Annotated in this window: 15 protein-coding genes; 11 read left to right on the top strand and 4 right to left on the bottom strand. The window is 57.2% G+C overall.

Annotated features, from left to right (window positions below; all coding sequences use genetic code 11):
- Nucleotides 1–47: 47 nt before the first annotated feature.
- From ACPF9B_RS09450 to ACPF9B_RS09485, 8 genes are read left to right on the top strand one after another with little or no spacing between them, the layout of a single operon-like run.
- On the top strand, nt 48–1,247 hold the full coding sequence (locus ACPF9B_RS09450) for an amino acid ABC transporter substrate-binding protein (protein ID WP_007204117.1): 1,200 nt from the start codon (nt 48–50) through the stop codon (nt 1,245–1,247).
- A 56-nt stretch (nt 1,248–1,303) separates the two neighbouring features.
- Nucleotides 1,304–2,170, top strand: a complete 867-nt coding sequence (locus ACPF9B_RS09455) for a branched-chain amino acid ABC transporter permease (protein WP_007204116.1) — start codon at nt 1,304–1,306, stop codon at nt 2,168–2,170.
- On the top strand, nt 2,167–3,102 hold the full coding sequence (locus ACPF9B_RS09460) for a branched-chain amino acid ABC transporter permease (RefSeq protein WP_007204115.1): 936 nt from the start codon (nt 2,167–2,169) through the stop codon (nt 3,100–3,102). Before ACPF9B_RS09455 ends, ACPF9B_RS09460 begins: the two co-directional genes overlap by 4 nt.
- Nucleotide 3,103: 1 nt before the next feature.
- Nucleotides 3,104–3,835: an ABC transporter ATP-binding protein gene (locus tag ACPF9B_RS09465; RefSeq protein WP_007204114.1), complete on the top strand. Its 732-nt coding sequence runs from the start codon at nt 3,104–3,106 to the stop codon at nt 3,833–3,835.
- The gene (locus ACPF9B_RS09470; protein ID WP_424176975.1) at nt 3,828–4,973 is read left to right on the top strand and encodes an ABC transporter ATP-binding protein; all 1,146 of its coding nucleotides are present in this window, start codon (nt 3,828–3,830) and stop codon (nt 4,971–4,973) included. The genes ACPF9B_RS09465 and ACPF9B_RS09470 overlap by 8 nt, the downstream gene beginning before the upstream one ends.
- 1 nt (nt 4,974) lies before the next feature.
- The gene (locus ACPF9B_RS09475; RefSeq protein WP_040482723.1) at nt 4,975–6,441 is read left to right on the top strand and encodes an aldehyde dehydrogenase family protein; all 1,467 of its coding nucleotides are present in this window, start codon (nt 4,975–4,977) and stop codon (nt 6,439–6,441) included.
- Between the two features lies 1 nt (nt 6,442).
- Nucleotides 6,443–7,249: a coniferyl-alcohol dehydrogenase gene (locus tag ACPF9B_RS09480; RefSeq protein ID WP_424176977.1), complete on the top strand. Its 807-nt coding sequence runs from the start codon at nt 6,443–6,445 to the stop codon at nt 7,247–7,249.
- A 13-nt stretch (nt 7,250–7,262) separates the two neighbouring features.
- Complete coding sequence (locus ACPF9B_RS09485; RefSeq protein WP_007204110.1) at nt 7,263–8,831, top strand: flotillin family protein; 1,569 nt, start codon at nt 7,263–7,265, stop codon at nt 8,829–8,831.
- 154 nt (nt 8,832–8,985) lie between these two features.
- Here the strand turns inward: ACPF9B_RS09485 and ACPF9B_RS09490 are convergent, their stop codons facing one another.
- Genes ACPF9B_RS09490 through ACPF9B_RS09500 form a run of 3 tightly spaced genes read right to left on the bottom strand, consistent with a single transcriptional unit; the run spans nt 8,986 to nt 11,262 of the window.
- Nucleotides 8,986–9,825: a substrate-binding domain-containing protein gene (locus ACPF9B_RS09490; RefSeq protein ID WP_424176980.1), complete on the bottom strand. Its 840-nt coding sequence runs from the start codon at nt 9,823–9,825 to the stop codon at nt 8,986–8,988.
- 7 nt (nt 9,826–9,832) lie between these two features.
- Nucleotides 9,833–10,570 carry an ATP-binding cassette domain-containing protein gene (locus ACPF9B_RS09495; protein ID WP_424176982.1) on the bottom strand — a complete coding sequence of 246 codons (738 nt, stop codon included), beginning with the start codon at nt 10,568–10,570 and terminating at the stop codon, nt 9,833–9,835.
- Entirely contained in the window at nt 10,567–11,262 is a 696-nt protein-coding gene (locus tag ACPF9B_RS09500) for an ABC transporter permease (RefSeq protein WP_424176984.1), read from the bottom strand. Before ACPF9B_RS09500 ends, ACPF9B_RS09495 begins: the two co-directional genes overlap by 4 nt.
- Before the next feature lie 90 nt (nt 11,263–11,352).
- On the opposite strand from ACPF9B_RS09500, the gene ACPF9B_RS09505 reads away from it, so the two are divergent.
- Nucleotides 11,353–12,267, top strand: a complete 915-nt coding sequence (locus tag ACPF9B_RS09505; protein ID WP_424176986.1) for a substrate-binding domain-containing protein — start codon at nt 11,353–11,355, stop codon at nt 12,265–12,267.
- A gap of 315 nt (nt 12,268–12,582) precedes the next feature.
- The gene (locus ACPF9B_RS09510; RefSeq protein WP_007204105.1) at nt 12,583–13,266 is read left to right on the top strand and encodes a fumarylacetoacetate hydrolase family protein; all 684 of its coding nucleotides are present in this window, start codon (nt 12,583–12,585) and stop codon (nt 13,264–13,266) included.
- Nucleotides 13,267–13,330: 64 nt separating this feature from the next.
- Here ACPF9B_RS09510 and ACPF9B_RS09515 read toward each other — a convergent pair whose 3' ends face one another.
- The gene (locus ACPF9B_RS09515) at nt 13,331–14,023 is read right to left on the bottom strand and encodes a FadR/GntR family transcriptional regulator (protein WP_424176988.1); all 693 of its coding nucleotides are present in this window, start codon (nt 14,021–14,023) and stop codon (nt 13,331–13,333) included.
- 169 nt (nt 14,024–14,192) lie between these two features.
- On the opposite strand from ACPF9B_RS09515, the gene ACPF9B_RS09520 reads away from it, so the two are divergent.
- The gene (locus ACPF9B_RS09520; RefSeq protein WP_007204103.1) at nt 14,193–15,107 is read left to right on the top strand and encodes a fumarylacetoacetate hydrolase family protein; all 915 of its coding nucleotides are present in this window, start codon (nt 14,193–14,195) and stop codon (nt 15,105–15,107) included.
- Nucleotides 15,108–15,135 lie beyond the last annotated feature (28 nt).

Consider the following 15,135-nt stretch of genomic DNA (forward strand, 5'->3'; position numbering starts at 1 on the left):
ACGACGGGCAAATGCCCAAGCCACAAATTGCAAACGGAGGATACGCAATGAACCGCAGACCATTCCTGAAACTCGTCAGTGCTCTGACAATCGCAAGCGCCCTGGCGGCCAATGCCGCAAATGCTGACACAATTCGCATCGGTGCCGTTGCACCCAAAACCGGCCCATTGGCCGGCGGGGCAACAGTCACCCAGTGGCCATCAATCTATCTTTGGGTAGAGCAGGTGAACGCCGCTGGTGGCCTGACGGTCGATGGCGAGAAAATGTTGATTGAACTGATCGAGTATGATGATCAGACCAACCCAGGCGAGACAATTAAAGCGGTCCAGCGCTTGGCCACACAAGACGACGCACATTTCATTATTGCCCCCTATGGCACCGGCCTGAACCTTGCCGCGGCACCGCTGTTTGATCGCTACGGCTATCCTCAGATTGCTGTGTCGGCCATCACCGACCAGCAGCCTGAATTGGCCGCGCAATTCCCGAACATGTTCTTTACATTGGGTACGACCACAGCGCTTGCCGCAGATGTTGTCGCAGTTCTGAGCGATATGCGTGATGCGGGCCAGATGGGTGACAAAGTGGCGATGGTCAATGTTGCCGATGCTTTCGGGATCGAGTTGGCAACAGCAGCCAGACCTCTGTTCGAAGCGGCCGGTTTTGAAATTGTCTATGAAACATCCTACCCGCTTGGGACGCAGGATTTGTCGCCTGTGATCAAGGGGGCCGCAGCAGCCGCACCTGACGCCTTTGTCGCATGGTCCTATCCGCCCGATACGTTTGGTCTGACCGAACAGGCGATGATCGAAAACCTTGACGTCAAGGCCTTTTACACGGCTGTCGCGACCCCCTTCCCAAGCTACGGAGCACGTTTCGGTGCGGCTGCAGAGGGTGTGTTGGGTGCCGGTGGCGTGAACCCCGACAGTCCCGCATTCATGGAATATGCTGCCGCGCATGAAGCTGTGACTGGCGCCAAGCCTGACTATTGGGCCTCTGCGACGACATATGCATCGCTTGAAATCCTGGCGCAATCTATCGAAGCCGTTGGCCTTGATCGCGCTGCGGTAACCGCGCATCTCAAGCAATCGTCATTTGATACAATCCTCGGGCCAATCAGCTTTGATGAGAACAACTCGAATGCTGATTTCTGGACAGTCGGACAGTGGCAAGGCGGCGTGTTCAAGGGTGTTGCATCGCGGGGCCGCGATGGCACATCGCCTGTGATCTTGAAAGACGGCTGGGAATAATTCCAAAGGGGTGGCGTTCGCGCCACCCCGCACCGACGAACAAAGGGAACTGCGCTTTGGACATTCTGATCACTGGCATCTTGTTGGGTGGCACATATGCGTTGATTGCGATGGGACTTAACCTGCAATACGGCGTCGCACGGATCATGAATCTTGCCAATGGCGAGGTCTTGGTCGCTGGGGGATATTTTGCTTTCATCGCATATACATCCACGCAGTTAAGCCCGGTCCTGACGATTTTCGTGGTCGCCCCGATCGCCTTTGGTTTGAATTGGCTGATTTATGTCTTGATGCTGCAACCCTTGGTTAGTCGCGCCAAGAACCGTGGCCAGTTGGAACGGGACAGCATTCTTGCCACTTTCGGTCTGTCCTTTATCGGCGTCGGCCTGATGCTGAGCTTTTTTGGCGGTGATTACTTTTCCTACAGTTTTCTAGCGGTTCCGGTGGAGTTGCTGGGCAATACATATGGTGCAAACCGCGTGCTATCGTTTGTCATGGCCGTTGTGATATGCGGGGCGCTCTATTTATGGCTGAACCGCTCGCGTGCAGGGCTGGCGATCCGCGCGATCGCCACTGCGCCCGCATCTGCCCGATTGGTCGGAATTGATGTAAAAAACCTCTCGGCCTTGGCGTTTGCGCTTGGCGGGGCTGTGACGGCCGTGGGTGGTGCGCTCATCTCGACCTACCTGACGCTTGATGCGTCAACAGGTGTCGTCTTCACGCTCAAGGCGTTGATTATCGTCATTATGGGTGGTGTTGGCGATGTTCGCGGGACAATTGTCGCCGCCTTGCTGCTTGGCGTTCTTGAAACGGTTGTCGCCAGTCTGCTTGACCCGGGGCTGACGCTTGCCGCTGCCTATGTGATGTTTTTGGGGATTTTGTTGTTCCGCCCGCAGGGCCTGTTCGGAAAGAAAGTGACATGAGCCTGACGGGAACAGATACACGAAACGTGCTTCTCGCAACGCTCGGCTTTGGCGTCTGCGCCTTGCTGCCTTTCGCGGATACCGGGTATTGGCTTGGGCTTGGCGTCACGATTGCGATGTTTACCGCGCTTGCAACCTCCTGGGCGCTGTTTTCGGGACCGACGCATTACATCAGCTTGGCGACCGCTGCCTTTTTCGGCGTCGGGACTTATGTGACCGGATTGGGGATTGAGACGCTTCCTTTCTGGGCGCTGGTCGGCCTTGCGGGCCTGATCGGTGCAGGCCTTGCCGCTCTTGTCGGGCTTGCGACTTTGCGGCTGTCAGGCGTCTATTTCGTGATCTTTACGCTTGGCCTGGCAGAGCTTGTGCGCCAGGTCATCACATGGGTGCAAAATAACACCGGCCAGAAAGGCCTTTACGTCCTAACGGATCTTGATGAAGCCGGAATCTATTGGTGGCTTTTGGGTCTTTGTGCGGCTGTCTTTTTGACAGGTTGGCTGATCGGGCGGTCCCGCCTTGGCTTTGCACTTCGCATTATCGGGGATGACGAAATTGTTGCAGCGCATTCTGGCATCAATACAGCCCGTGCAAAAATTCTCTTGTTCATGGTGCCGGGCGCTGTGGCGGCCATGACCGGCGCCATCCTTGCGCCACGCTATGTCTATATCGAACCGTCGCTTGCTTTTGCGCCAATCCTGTCATTTCAGGTCGTGATCATGGCCCTGCTGGGGGGGGCGTCACGGCTTTGGGGGCCAGTGGTCGGGGTGATCCCGTTCACGTTCTTGCTGGAAACTGTGTCGTCCAACTTCCCCAATCAGACGACCTTGGTCATCGGCGTTGCATTTCTTGTGATCGTCTATCTTCTTCCAAACGGTTTTGTGGGTCTGCTGGACAAAGTCTTGCACCGCACCAAAGCGAATGAGGTGACATAATATGACCAATCATGTCCTTTCGCTTCGCGGCGTGACAAAACGTTTTGGCGGTCTGGTTGCGGTCAACGCCATGAATTTCGACGTGGCCGAACATGAAGTTGTTGGGCTTCTGGGGCCAAATGGTTCGGGCAAATCAACAACCTTGAACCTGATTTCGGGTGCGCTGCCCCTTACGGCGGGAAATGTGTCGCTCTGGGGCAGCCGTATTTCCGGCCTGCCGGCACAAACAATCAACCGCAAGGGTGTCAGCAGGACGTTCCAGCTTGTTCGGCTGCTGCCATCTATGAACGTGCGTGACAACGTTGTTGTTGGCGCAGTCTTTGGCCACCGTCGCCGCTGGGGACATGACGCCAACGAACATGCGGAAAAATTGCTGGAAAGAGTGGGGCTTGGCGGCAAAGGCGATATGTCTTTGGGCCAACTGACCTATATCGACACAAAACGCGTTGAGCTGGCCCGCACGCTGGCAAGCGATCCAAAAGTGCTTTTGCTGGATGAATGGCTGGCGGGTTTGAACCCGACGGAACTTCAGATCGGGATAAACCTGATCAAATCGCTGAGGGATGAAGGCCGCACAATCATTCTGGTGGAACATGTGATGGATGCGATCAGGTCACTGTGTGACCGCTGCGTCGTGATGGCTGCCGGCACCAAGATCGCGGAAGGCACACCAACACAGGTTCTGTCCGACAAGAAAGTCATCACCGCCTATTTGGGAGACGACGATGCTTGAGCTTAACAACGTCACCGTTAGCTATGGACAACACCGCGCACTGGAAAATGCGTCGGTCAAGGTCTCGAAAGGCGAAATCGTCGTTATTTTGGGCGCAAACGGGGCAGGCAAATCTACGTTGCTCAAAGCGGCCAGTGGCATTTGCGAGGGCGTTGTTGCAGGCGAAATCCGCTTGGAAGGAACCGATCTTCTGGGCCTGCCCGCAAACAAAATCGTCGATGTCGGCCTTGCTCTGGTGCCAGAAGGCCGTGGTGTTTTCCCTGATCTGTCGGTGCGCGAAAACCTGACACTTGGGGCGTATTCGGCAAGGGCGCGTGAGGACGAAAGAGTGACGCTCGAACGGGTCTTTACCCTTTTCCCCAAGCTAAGCGAGCGCACCAAACAGATTGTTGGAACAATGTCAGGTGGCGAACAGCAAATGGTTGCGATCGGTCGCGCGATGATGTCGAACCCGACGATCCTGACACTGGACGAACCCTCGCTCGGGCTATCGCCGTTGCTCTCCAAAGAGCTGTTCCAAAATCTTGCAAGGGTCAAAGACCTTGGTATCGGGGTGTTGATGGTCGAACAGAACGCCAAACAATCTCTTGCAATTGCGGACAGGGGCTATCTGATTGAAAACGCGCGTGTGGTGCATGAAGACAGCGCTGCAAACCTGATGCGTGACCCTGCTGTCCAGGCGGCCTATCTGGGTGTGGGCAGCAGCGAACCCGCTGCAAAAGAATCTGCAACGACGACGATACCCGATACCGGGTCAGAGTCGTTCACGATCAGGCCGCGCAGTCAGAAAACACAATCTGCGGATGCGATCTTGGGTCGATCAGTGGCTGATCTGGTTGCGGCCGCCAGCAGTCAAAGTGTCAGCGCGAACGCCCAAAAGCGCCCCTCGACCAACCACCAAACCAAGGTCGTGGTGCCAAGTGATCGACTTGCCGCAGCCCTTGCACAGATCGAAAGCGGCGCGATCAACGCCCGCAATCGCCCCAAGCCGCAGCTTTTGACGCACCGCCAGTCGATCCCACCCAGCCTCGACCGGTCGCCAGAGGCAAAGCCTTGTCCGGTCATTGAAGTTTACCGCGCGCCACGTGTCGAGGTTTATCGCAGACAGCCTGATGGCAACGGTTTTGAAAGGAAATAGGATGCTCGATTCACACTCTTTGGTCAAAGGCATGTATATTGGTGGAAACTGGGTTTCATCAGGGCAGATGTTTGACGATATCAACCCGTCAACCGGTGCTGTCTGGGCGCAAGTGCCCGATGGCGGACGCACCGAGGCGCGCGATGCGATCAGCGCCGCCCAAGCGGCCTTTCCGGCTTGGGCAGCGCTGCACTTTCAGGATCGTGCCAGAATACTGCTAAAGGCCGCCGACATCTGGGAAGCCCGCAAGATGGATTTCGTCGCGGCCGCCCAAGCCGAAGGCGGAGGATGGTTCGGCAAGGGCATGTTTGAGGCCGGTTATGTCCCCGAGGTTTTCAGGGCTGCGGCGGCCATGTGCTATAACGCGGTTGGCGAAATGCTGCCCTCGCAGCACGGCAAGATTTCGATGGTTCAGCGCGTCCCGATGGGCGTTGTGACCGTGATTAGCCCATGGAACATGCCCGGCATTTTGACGTCACGCGGATTTGCCTTTCCACTGGCTGCGGGCAACACGATCGTGCTCAAACCATCAGAAGACACACCTTACGCTGGAGGCCTGTTTTTTGCGGAAATAATGGAAGAGGCAGGCATCCCGAAAGGTGTTTTCAACGTTGTCACCTGCTCGCGCGATCGCGTGGCCGAGATGGGCGACGAACTGGTTGAAAATCCGATGGTGAAGGGTGTCTCTTTCACCGGATCTACCCCCGTTGGACGCCAGATCGCCGCCAAGGCCGGTGCCCATCTCAAGAAGGCTTGCGTCGAACTGGGCGGCAAGGACAGTTTAATCGTGCTCGAAGACGCGGATATGGACAGGGCGACCTCTGCTGCAAGCTTTGGCAGTTTCATGCATCAGGGCCAAATCTGCATGTCAGTGGAAAAGGTGCTGGTTCACGAAAACATATATGCCGATTTTCTGCGCCAGTTCGTTGCCCGCGCGGCCAAGCTGAAAACCGGAGATACCGCAGACAAGTCGAATGTGATCGGACCGCTGATCAACGATCGCCAAGTCGAGCGCGTCAAGTTTCAGATCGAAGACGCATTGGCCAAAGGTGCCAAAGCGGTCTTGGGAGGCAGGGTCTGGGACCGGTTCGTCGAACCGACAATCTTGATCAATGTCACACCTGATATGGCCGTCTGGCAGGATGAAACCTTTGGCCCGGTCGCCGTGGTCGTCCCGTTCCGCACGGACGCCGAGGCGATAGCACTGAACAACGACACCGAATACGGGCTCAGCGCTGGCATCATCACCGCCGATGAAAACCGCGCGCTTGAAATGTCGCGCAAGCTTGAAACCGGCATGTGCCATGTGAATTGCTCGTCGGTAAATGACGAACCGCACGTCCCTTTCGGTGGCAGCAAAGCTTCGGGGGTCGGCAAGCACGGAGGAAAGTGGTCGATGGAAACCTTTACCGAAACGCGCTGGATCACGCTCGACCGTGGTGGGCGCCCCTTCCCTGCCGTGTTTTGACATGAGCTGGGAACGTGCGCCTTTGTTGAAGGGCAAGACGATTGTTGTGACAGGATCCGCCTCTGGTATCGGACAAGAGACAGCGCGGGTCTGTAGCGCAATGGGTGCAAGAGTGCTTGGCATTGATGTGACCAAACGTTTTGATCATGTCGAAGAATTCTATCGCGCCGATCTGTCCGATGGCGCGACAATCGATGCGCTGATTGACGTCCTTCCCAAAGGGATCGACGGCATCGCCAATATTGCAGGCCTGCCGCCCACCGCCCCTGCCGATAAGGTGGTGGCGGTCAATCTCTTTGGATTGAAACATCTGACACTGGGATTGATACCGAAACTGAACGACGGGGCCAGCATCGTCAATCTGGCGTCGCTCGCAGGCTTTGGCTGGCCCGACGCGGTTCACGCCATTCGCGCCAGCGAGGACGTTCATGTTGACGATGCCGCGCGCTTTGCCATGGATCATCAAATCACGAATGAAGGCGGTCGGAGTTATTTTTTCTCCAAAGAGGCTCTGATCGCCTGGACGATGCAGAACCGATGGACCTGGCGTGATCGTGGCATCCGGATGAATGCGGTCAGCCCCGGTCCCGTTGATACACCCATCCTAGGGGATTTCCTCGAAACTCTGGGCGCGCGCGCCGAGGAAGACGCACGGATCATGGACCGTCCCGGCACACCACAAGACCTTGCGCCCATCGTTGCGTTCCTGCTGTCAGACATGACGACATGGATACGCGGCACAAATATTCCCGCCGACGGCGGTATGTCATCAAACATCCTGTGCGAGATGCACGGGCTGTCATCATAAGGGAGGGCAACTCATGTCTGCACTGGGTTGGATTATCGTCATTGTCATCGTTGCGGCAATTTTCATCGCTTTGGCTGCGTCCTTCTATCAACGCGCGACAAACGAAGTGGCACTTGTCCGGACGGGGCTTGGTGGCAGGCGCGTTGTCATCGACGGCGGCGCGCTGGCGATCCCCTTCTTTCACGAGATCAACCGCGTGAACATGCAAACATTGCGCATGGATGTTGCGCGCTCTGGCGAAGCGTCGCTGATCACCAAGGATCGTTTGCGGGTGGATGTCGGCGCCGAATTCTATGCAAGCGTCACCCCGAACGATAATGCCGTGACGCGTGCGGCGCAGACCTTGGGCAAACGTGTCTTTCAGCCCGACCAACTCAAAAGCCTGATCGACGGGATGATGATTGATGCTCTACGCTCTGTCGCGGCACAGATGACGATGGATGAGCTTCATGAGAATCGCGCAAGCTTTGTAAAGCAGGTCCGTGACGCTCTGACCGACACATTGGCCAACTATGGTTTGCAGCTTGACTCAGTGTCGCTGACCGCGCTTGATCAAACACCTTTCGCAGCATTGGACGAAAACAACGCCTTTAACGCGGTCGGCATGCGCAAATTGGCCGAAGTCATCGCCAAATCCAAGAAAGAACGCGCCGAGATCGAAGGCGACAGTCAAGTCAGCGTTGCGCGCGCCGCAATGGAATCCGAACGCCGCAAACTCGAAATCGACCTCGAACAACGGCGTGCGGAAATCGCGCAGACCCAAGAGGTCGAAACGCTGATGGCCGCGCAAATTTCCGAGATTGCCGTGCGCAGAGCAAATAGCGAACGGACAGCCGCGCAGGCCCGTATCCAGATGGAGCAAGATATTGCATCTGCGGATATCGCCAAGGAATTGACCCTGCGGAGGGCCGAAATCGCGCAAGCCCTTGCTTTGGAAGTTGCAGAACAGGACCGCGCAATCTCGTTTGCCGCCAAATCGCAGGAAGAAAGCCGCGCCCATGCCGACGCTGACACCGCGCGCATTGATGCGGTCAAGGCATCAGTGGCCGTTCAAACCGCCCGCCAAATGGCCGAAGCCGAGCGGCGCAAGGCGTTGACTTTGCTTGCCGCGCAAGAACAGGCAGAAGCGGCAGCCGTCCGCGCCAAAATCACCGCAGCAAGCGACAAGGCGACCGCCGCGGACAAGACGGCTGCAAAACGTGAAGAGGCCGAAGCGCTCAAAGCAATGAAGCTGGCCGAAACCGAAGCAAGGCTGGCGCAGATTCAAGCCGAGAATGCGCGCTCCGAAGCGCAGGTCGCCATGGAAGTAGAACTGGCGCGTCTTCAAGCCCTGCCCAAGATACTGGCCGAAATGGTAAAGCCGGCAGAAAAGATTACCGGCATTTCGATCAACCAGATCAGCGGCCTGGACCGCAAAGGTGGAGATGGGCCGACATCACCGATCAACCAGACGGTCGATGCGATCATGGATATGGCCGTTTCGCTGCCCGCCCTGAAAAAACTTGGCAAGAACATAGGTGTCGAAATTGACACGAACCTTTTGAAAACCTCGCCAAAGCCAAAAAACGATCACGAGGGATGAGGCCTCCTGAATTTGCAGCCGCTTTGCGAACCGACCGTTCGCGGCGGGCGCAAATTGAAGGGAGGCAAATAGCGACAGCGCGGGTTGGATGATCGCAGATCGCCCGACAGGACGCAAAGGTTGGGCGGCGCCTGTATGGCGACCGCCCTTTCTATTATTGCGCGTTGGGAAAGAATAACTGATTGCCACCAACCTGATATGCCGCAATGGCCTGCTGGCCAGCGTCGGAGACGAGCCAGTCGATGAATGCCTGCCCCTCCTGCGCCTTGACATGCGCATGACGCTCAGGATTGACGAGGATCACGCCGTAAGGGTTGAAAAGGACCGGATCACCCTCAAAGGTGATGGTCAGGTCGCCGCGGTTGGCAAATGACAACCATGTGCCGCGGTCGGTCAGTGCATAGGCCGGAACTTGGACCGCAGTGTTCAGCGTGGCCCCCATGCCGGACCCGGTTTCAAGATACCATGCGCCCTCGGGCACGATCCCTGCGGCTGACCATAATGCCTGCTCCGCCTTATGCGTGCCACTATCGTCGCCGCGTGATGCAAAAGCTGCACCGGCCTGCGCGATAGCCGTCATCGCCTCCATTGCATTCTGTGCGGCGCGCGTATCGGCGGGGTCGCTGTCCGGCCCCACAATAACAAAGTCGTTATACATCACGTCGAACCGCGCAACCCCGTAACCTTCGGCGACAAATTGTTCTTCTGCCGAACGTGCATGGACAAAGACCACATCGACATCACCGCGGCGTCCTGTTTCCAAAGCTTGCCCTGTGCCCTGTGCGACAACGCGGACTTCAATGCCCGTTTCTTCCGAGAACAGGGGCAAGATATGTCCGAACAGACCTGAGTTTTCGGTCGATGTCGTAGAGGCGACTGTGATGAAATCCTGCGCAAAGGCTGGAACTGCCACAATCGATCCCAAGCTGGATACGGCACAGAGCAAAATTGCCCGCGTGTTTGAAAACATATTGATCTTCTCCTTGTTGATCATTTGAAAATTACCAGATGAGTGCGCCACCCAGAAAATCCCGCGCTTGGGGTGTCTGGGGCGCGTCGAAGAACTGGGCAGCGGGGCCGTGTTCGATCAGCCGTCCGCGGTGCAGAAAAGCAATATCCTGCGCGAGCCGGCGCGCCTGAAACAGATCGTGGCTCGTCATCACGATGGTGATGCCCTCGGCGCTGAACTGGCCGATCAGGTCTTCGATAGCGCGGGTCGCCGAAGGGTCGAGTGCGGCCGATGGTTCGTCCAGAAACAGGACTTGCGGTCGCAATGCCCATGCGCGCGCGAGTGCGAGGCGCTGTTGTTCACCACCAGACAGCAGACGTGCTGGCCGCTCTGCCAGCGCGATAAGCCCGAAACGCGCCAGGGTTTTCTGGACCATTTCGTCACGCGCAGCACGCGCGTAACCAGCCAAAGCCAACGGATAATCCAGATTGGCGCGCACGGACCGGCGCAACAGCACCGGACGTTGCAAGACCATCGCCTGCGCCGCCGGTCGCGGGTCTTGTGTCTGCCAGGAAACACTGCCCGAGGTGGGCGGAATCAGCCCGTGGCAGAGCCGCAGCAACAGGCTTTTGCCTGCCCCGTTCGGACCCATCACAACCAGTCGTTTTCCCGCCCTGACCGTCAGGTCAATCCCGTCCAGCAACCGCGTCTTGCCGACGGAATAGCCCACAGCCCTCAGCTGCAACGGAAGGATTGATTGTGCTGGCGCAATGACCTTATCCACTTTCATCCCAACCGTCCCCGTGCCGATTGCGCCAGCCCCCATGCCGCCGCGTTCAGTGACAAGGTGATCAGCAGCAAAATGATGCCCAAAGCCACAGCAAGACCCAGGCTGCCACGGCTGGTTTCCAAGGTGATCGCAGTAGTCATGGTGCGCGTATGGCCCGCGATATTGCCGCCCACGATCAGCACCGCACCGACTTCGGCGCTCGCCCTGCCAAAACCTGCAAGGATGCCCGTCACAAGGCTGACCCGCCCATCCCAAAGCAAAGTCGGCACCGCGCGCAAACGGCCCGCCCCGAGCGAACGCAGCTGTTCACGGTACTCGGCCCAGAGGTCTTCGACGACCGAACGCGTCAGCGAAATCACGATTGGCAGGATCAATATCGCCTGCGCAATGACCATTGCCGTCGGCGTAAAAAGAAGAGCGAGGTCGCCCAGCGGGCCGGAGCGTGACAACATCAGGTAAACCAAAAGCCCAGCGACAACAGGCGGTAGCCCCATCAAAGCGTTGAAAGCAACGACAATCGCGCCCCGACCGGGGAACTGCGCAAGCGCAAGTCCCGCACCCAAGGGCAGGCCGATCAGACAACCGATGCTCACGGCCGTCAGCGTCACCTTAAGCGACAGCGCAATGACGTCTGTCAAAGCAGGGTCGCCAGAGGCAATGAGACCAAGCGCGATGAGAAATGGACCATCCATTGCCGCAAAATTCTCCCGAATATCTTGGACAATTAAACAGAATGCAGTATCTTACACAAACACCTAAATAATGCATGGATTTGCACTATTATGCAAAATTATCCGGATGATGAGAGCACCCGTTCCGGCGTGCCAAGCCTGATGACGACAACCGAGGTGGCTGAATATCTTCGGGTCAAGCAGCGCACGATCTATGAAATGGTCACGCGCCAGACGATTCCCTTCACCCGTGCGACAGGCAAGCTGCTGTTTCCACGCCGCTTGATTGATGTCTGGCTTGAGGCGCAGACCGAAGCGCCCGTTGCAGGGGCATTTCGGGCAGCACCAATCTATGCGGGGTCGAACGACCCGCTTCTCGAATGGGCGTTAAGGCAGTCTGGGGCTGGACTTGCGGTGCTGACACATGGCTCGACGCATGGTCTGCGCGAATTGGCTGACGGGCGCGCGATGCTCGTGGGCAGTCACCTTCTGGATGCTGCCAGCGGGGAATACAATTTGCCAGCCGTGCAAAGCTTTCTGCCTGGCGGCGGTTTTGTCATGGTCCATTGGGCGCGCAGGACGATGGGTCTGTTGACCGGCCCCGGCAACCCGCGGGCAATCAAAAGGCTAGAGGATGTCGTGTCACAACGCCTGCGTTTCGCCGCGCGCACAGAGGGGGCTGGATCGCAACAGCTGCTTGATGTCCTGCTCGGCCGTGCGGGCCTGACAGCGGATGATTTGCAATTCGCGCCACGGCAGGCCGAAACACATGCGGATCTGGCGACAATGATCGAGATTGGCGAAGCCGATTGCGGGATCGGTCTGCAGGCGGTGTCGGGACAGCTTGGTTTCGTTCCGCTGGTTGGCAACGAGAGCTTTGATCTGATCATGCGTCGGCGTGACTACTTCGAGCCTCAGGTTCAGGCGCTGATGGCATTCGCGCGCACCGACGCATTTGCCGCCCGGGCAGCGCATCTTTCCGGATATGATGTGACAGAATTGGGCAAGGTGCGCTGGAATTCTTGATCCAAGACAATTGCTCTGAAATCGTGAGATTTGCTGCCATCTGACAGGTCGGAAATCTGGTGTGACACGAAGACCCGCCCTGAGACCAATTGTACCACAGCCGGTCTTCCAAACCTGACAAAGCGCGCCGCCTGCCCGCGGCTTCGCCACATCGCCCAACCGCACACCGTGAACGCCCCCGTCCGCTTGATACCACTTGGCAGTCGCGGCCATTGATCGGCTTCGTCAACAACCAATTACAGCATTGGTCAGATTGATCTCTCGCTGCGCGCTATCTACTAGTGTGCGTGAAATCACAAAAACTGGAGCGGTAGAATGTCCGATTTTGTCATCCCATTGCCTGCTGTCACAACAATACCTGTGGCCTCGGGCGGGTCATTTCCTGTGCGGCGTGTCTATTGCATCGGGCGCAATTATGCCGCCCATGCCATTGAAATGGGTCATGATCCTGACCGCGAAGCACCGTTCTTTTTCCAAAAAAACCCCAATAATCTGGATAGCACCGGCACATTCCCCTATCCCCCCCATACATCCGATGTCCATCACGAGGCTGAATTGACCGTCGTTCTCAAGGCGGGCGGCACGAATATCGCGGTCGAGAATGCGCTTGATCTGGTGTATGGCTACGCGCTGTCGCTGGATATGACGCGCCGCGATCTTCAGGGCGAGATGAAAAAAGCAGGGCGGCCTTGGGAAATCGGCAAGGCGTTTGAACGCTCTGCCCCGATTGGCCCGATCCACATTGTCAGCGAAGTCGGGCATCTGGACAGCGGCGCGATCACCCTGAAAGTTAACGGCGAATTGCGCCAGCAAGGCGATCTGAACCAGCTGATCTGGAAGACCTCCGAGATGATTTCCTATCTGTCGGAATATTTCGAACTGGCCGCAGGCGATGTGATCATGACGGGCACACCATCAGGCGTCGGCCCAGTGGTCAAAGGCGATGTGATGGAAATGGAAATTGCCGGATTGGGCAGCTTGACCGTCACCGTGACCTAAAACGGCGCCAAACGCACCCACGGCCTGCTTGATGCGCGCGTGGGTGCCGATAAGCCCTGATTTATCAGGCATATTCCTTGGGGATATCCAAATTCATCGACGGCAAGATCCGGCTATAAACCGATCGCAAATGATCCATCATCGAGTGCGCTGCAAGATCTGCGTCATGGGTCAGGATCGCTTGCACGATCACGTCATGTTCATGGAAACTTGAATAACCATCGGCAGGTTTGATGGTCTTGCGCGGCTGGCCCCAAACCACCGACCTGCGCACGACGTTCAATGTCTCGAAGTAATACAGATGCAACTGGTTTTGTGATGCCCGCGCAATGGCGTGATGCAGTTTATTATCCCACGCCTCATAGCCGCGCCAATCTGGTGCATTACGGCAGCGATCCGCGCAATGCTGGATTTCCTCGTGATCGGCTTTTTTGCCGTAAATCGCGGCCAGCCGCGCCAGCTCGGGCTCGATCGTGAAACGCACCGACACCACTTGCGCAGGTTTTACCCGATCGCGCAGATAGGTGACATCCTCTAGGTTCAGCACCGGTCGCGCGCCAAGGAATGTGCCGCGCCCGACATGCCGCCAGATCAGCCCCTGCCCTTCCAGTTCGGCCAAAGCGCGGCGCAGCTGGTTGCGCGTCACCCCCAAGGTTTGGCACATCTCGCGTTCGCACGGCAACCTGTCGCTATGGGCATAGCCGTCGCTGTCGATCATCTGTTTGACGCGCTGGACAAGTATTTCGGTCTTTGACATCGCGTTCCGACCAATCCGCATATTGGTTGATTGATTTCGGGAATACAAAACCATCTTGATATTAGCAAGTGGGTTCCCGCCGGCGGTCGTGAGGCCATCATGCTGCATGTATGATGGTTCGGTATCGCGTCAGGGATCAGCCCGCATGAATTTTCACGGGGGAATCTTGATGAGACTGGCGACACTCTTAATCGGCGGAAAACCCGCCGCTGCGGCGCAACTGGCAAGCGGCGCATGGTTGAACATCGCCCAAGCAGCCGCAGCCGATCCACAAACAAAGGTGGAGGCAGACAGCCTGCAATCGCTGATCCAAGGCGGTGATGCGGCAATGGCTGGTGTGGCCGCCCTTGTGGCCCAAGCCGACAGCGGCCAGCATGCACATGCCGTCGTGTCTGACGCTGTGCTGATGGCGCCAATCCCTGATCCGCGCAAAAACATCTTTTGCGTCGGGCGCAATTACGCCGAACATATCGCCGAAGGCGAAAAGGCCCAAAACATCAAAGTCGGCGTCACCGAACATCCGGTGTTCTTTACCAAACCACCGACATCTGTCGTGGCACCTGGTGGTGATGTGCTGATCTTCCCCACGATATCCCAAGACATCGACTACGAGGTGGAGCTGGCCGTCATCATCGGCAAGCCCGGACGCAACATCGCCAAAGCCGATGCTTTTGATCACGTTTTCGGCTATACGATTTTGAATGATATCACCGCCCGCGACGTCCAGCGCCGCCATGGCGGACAGTATTTCAAAGGAAAAGGGTTTGATGGGTCCTGCCCCATCGGGCCTTGGATCGTCACAAAAGACGCGATCAAGAACCCGCATGATCTGTCAATCCGGCTCAGCGTGAACGGCCAACAACGCCAAAACGGCAAAACGGCTGATATGATTTTCGACATTCCAACGCTGATCGCATCCCTGTCCGAGGGTCTGACCTTGGAACCGGGCGATATCATCGCCACCGGCACACCGTCGGGCGTTGGCTATGCGATGGACCCGCCGCAGTTTTTGAAAGCGGGGGATCAAGTTGTCTGTGACGTGTCCCAGATCGGACAACTGGCAAATACCGTGCGCAACGCATGACGCATGGCGCCATCCGGTCAACCGGGCG

The organism is Yoonia sp. TsM2_T14_4 (assembly GCF_049602355.1).
GTDB classification, from domain to species: domain Bacteria; phylum Pseudomonadota; class Alphaproteobacteria; order Rhodobacterales; family Rhodobacteraceae; genus Yoonia; species Yoonia vestfoldensis_A.

Excerpts from the sequence above, each read along its gene's own strand:
- ACPF9B_RS09450 (WP_007204117.1), top strand. The coding sequence starts at position 48 with ATGAACCGCAGACCATTCCTGAAACTCGTCAGTGCTCTGACAATCGCA.
- ACPF9B_RS09460 (WP_007204115.1), top strand. The coding sequence starts at position 2,167 with ATGAGCCTGACGGGAACAGATACACGAAACGTGCTTCTCGCAACGCTC.
- ACPF9B_RS09465 (WP_007204114.1), top strand. The coding sequence starts at position 3,104 with ATGACCAATCATGTCCTTTCGCTTCGCGGCGTGACAAAACGTTTTGGC.
- ACPF9B_RS09470 (WP_424176975.1), top strand. The coding sequence starts at position 3,828 with ATGCTTGAGCTTAACAACGTCACCGTTAGCTATGGACAACACCGCGCA.
- ACPF9B_RS09475 (WP_040482723.1), top strand. The coding sequence starts at position 4,975 with ATGCTCGATTCACACTCTTTGGTCAAAGGCATGTATATTGGTGGAAAC.
- ACPF9B_RS09480 (WP_424176977.1), top strand. The coding sequence starts at position 6,443 with ATGAGCTGGGAACGTGCGCCTTTGTTGAAGGGCAAGACGATTGTTGTG.
- ACPF9B_RS09485 (WP_007204110.1), top strand. The coding sequence starts at position 7,263 with ATGTCTGCACTGGGTTGGATTATCGTCATTGTCATCGTTGCGGCAATT.
- ACPF9B_RS09490 (WP_424176980.1), bottom strand. The coding sequence starts at position 9,825 with ATGATCAACAAGGAGAAGATCAATATGTTTTCAAACACGCGGGCAATT.
- ACPF9B_RS09495 (WP_424176982.1), bottom strand. The coding sequence starts at position 10,570 with ATGAAAGTGGATAAGGTCATTGCGCCAGCACAATCAATCCTTCCGTTG.
- ACPF9B_RS09500 (WP_424176984.1), bottom strand. The coding sequence starts at position 11,262 with ATGGATGGTCCATTTCTCATCGCGCTTGGTCTCATTGCCTCTGGCGAC.
- ACPF9B_RS09505 (WP_424176986.1), top strand. The coding sequence starts at position 11,353 with ATGCAAAATTATCCGGATGATGAGAGCACCCGTTCCGGCGTGCCAAGC.
- ACPF9B_RS09510 (WP_007204105.1), top strand. The coding sequence starts at position 12,583 with ATGTCCGATTTTGTCATCCCATTGCCTGCTGTCACAACAATACCTGTG.
- ACPF9B_RS09515 (WP_424176988.1), bottom strand. The coding sequence starts at position 14,023 with ATGTCAAAGACCGAAATACTTGTCCAGCGCGTCAAACAGATGATCGAC.
- ACPF9B_RS09520 (WP_007204103.1), top strand. The coding sequence starts at position 14,193 with ATGAGACTGGCGACACTCTTAATCGGCGGAAAACCCGCCGCTGCGGCG.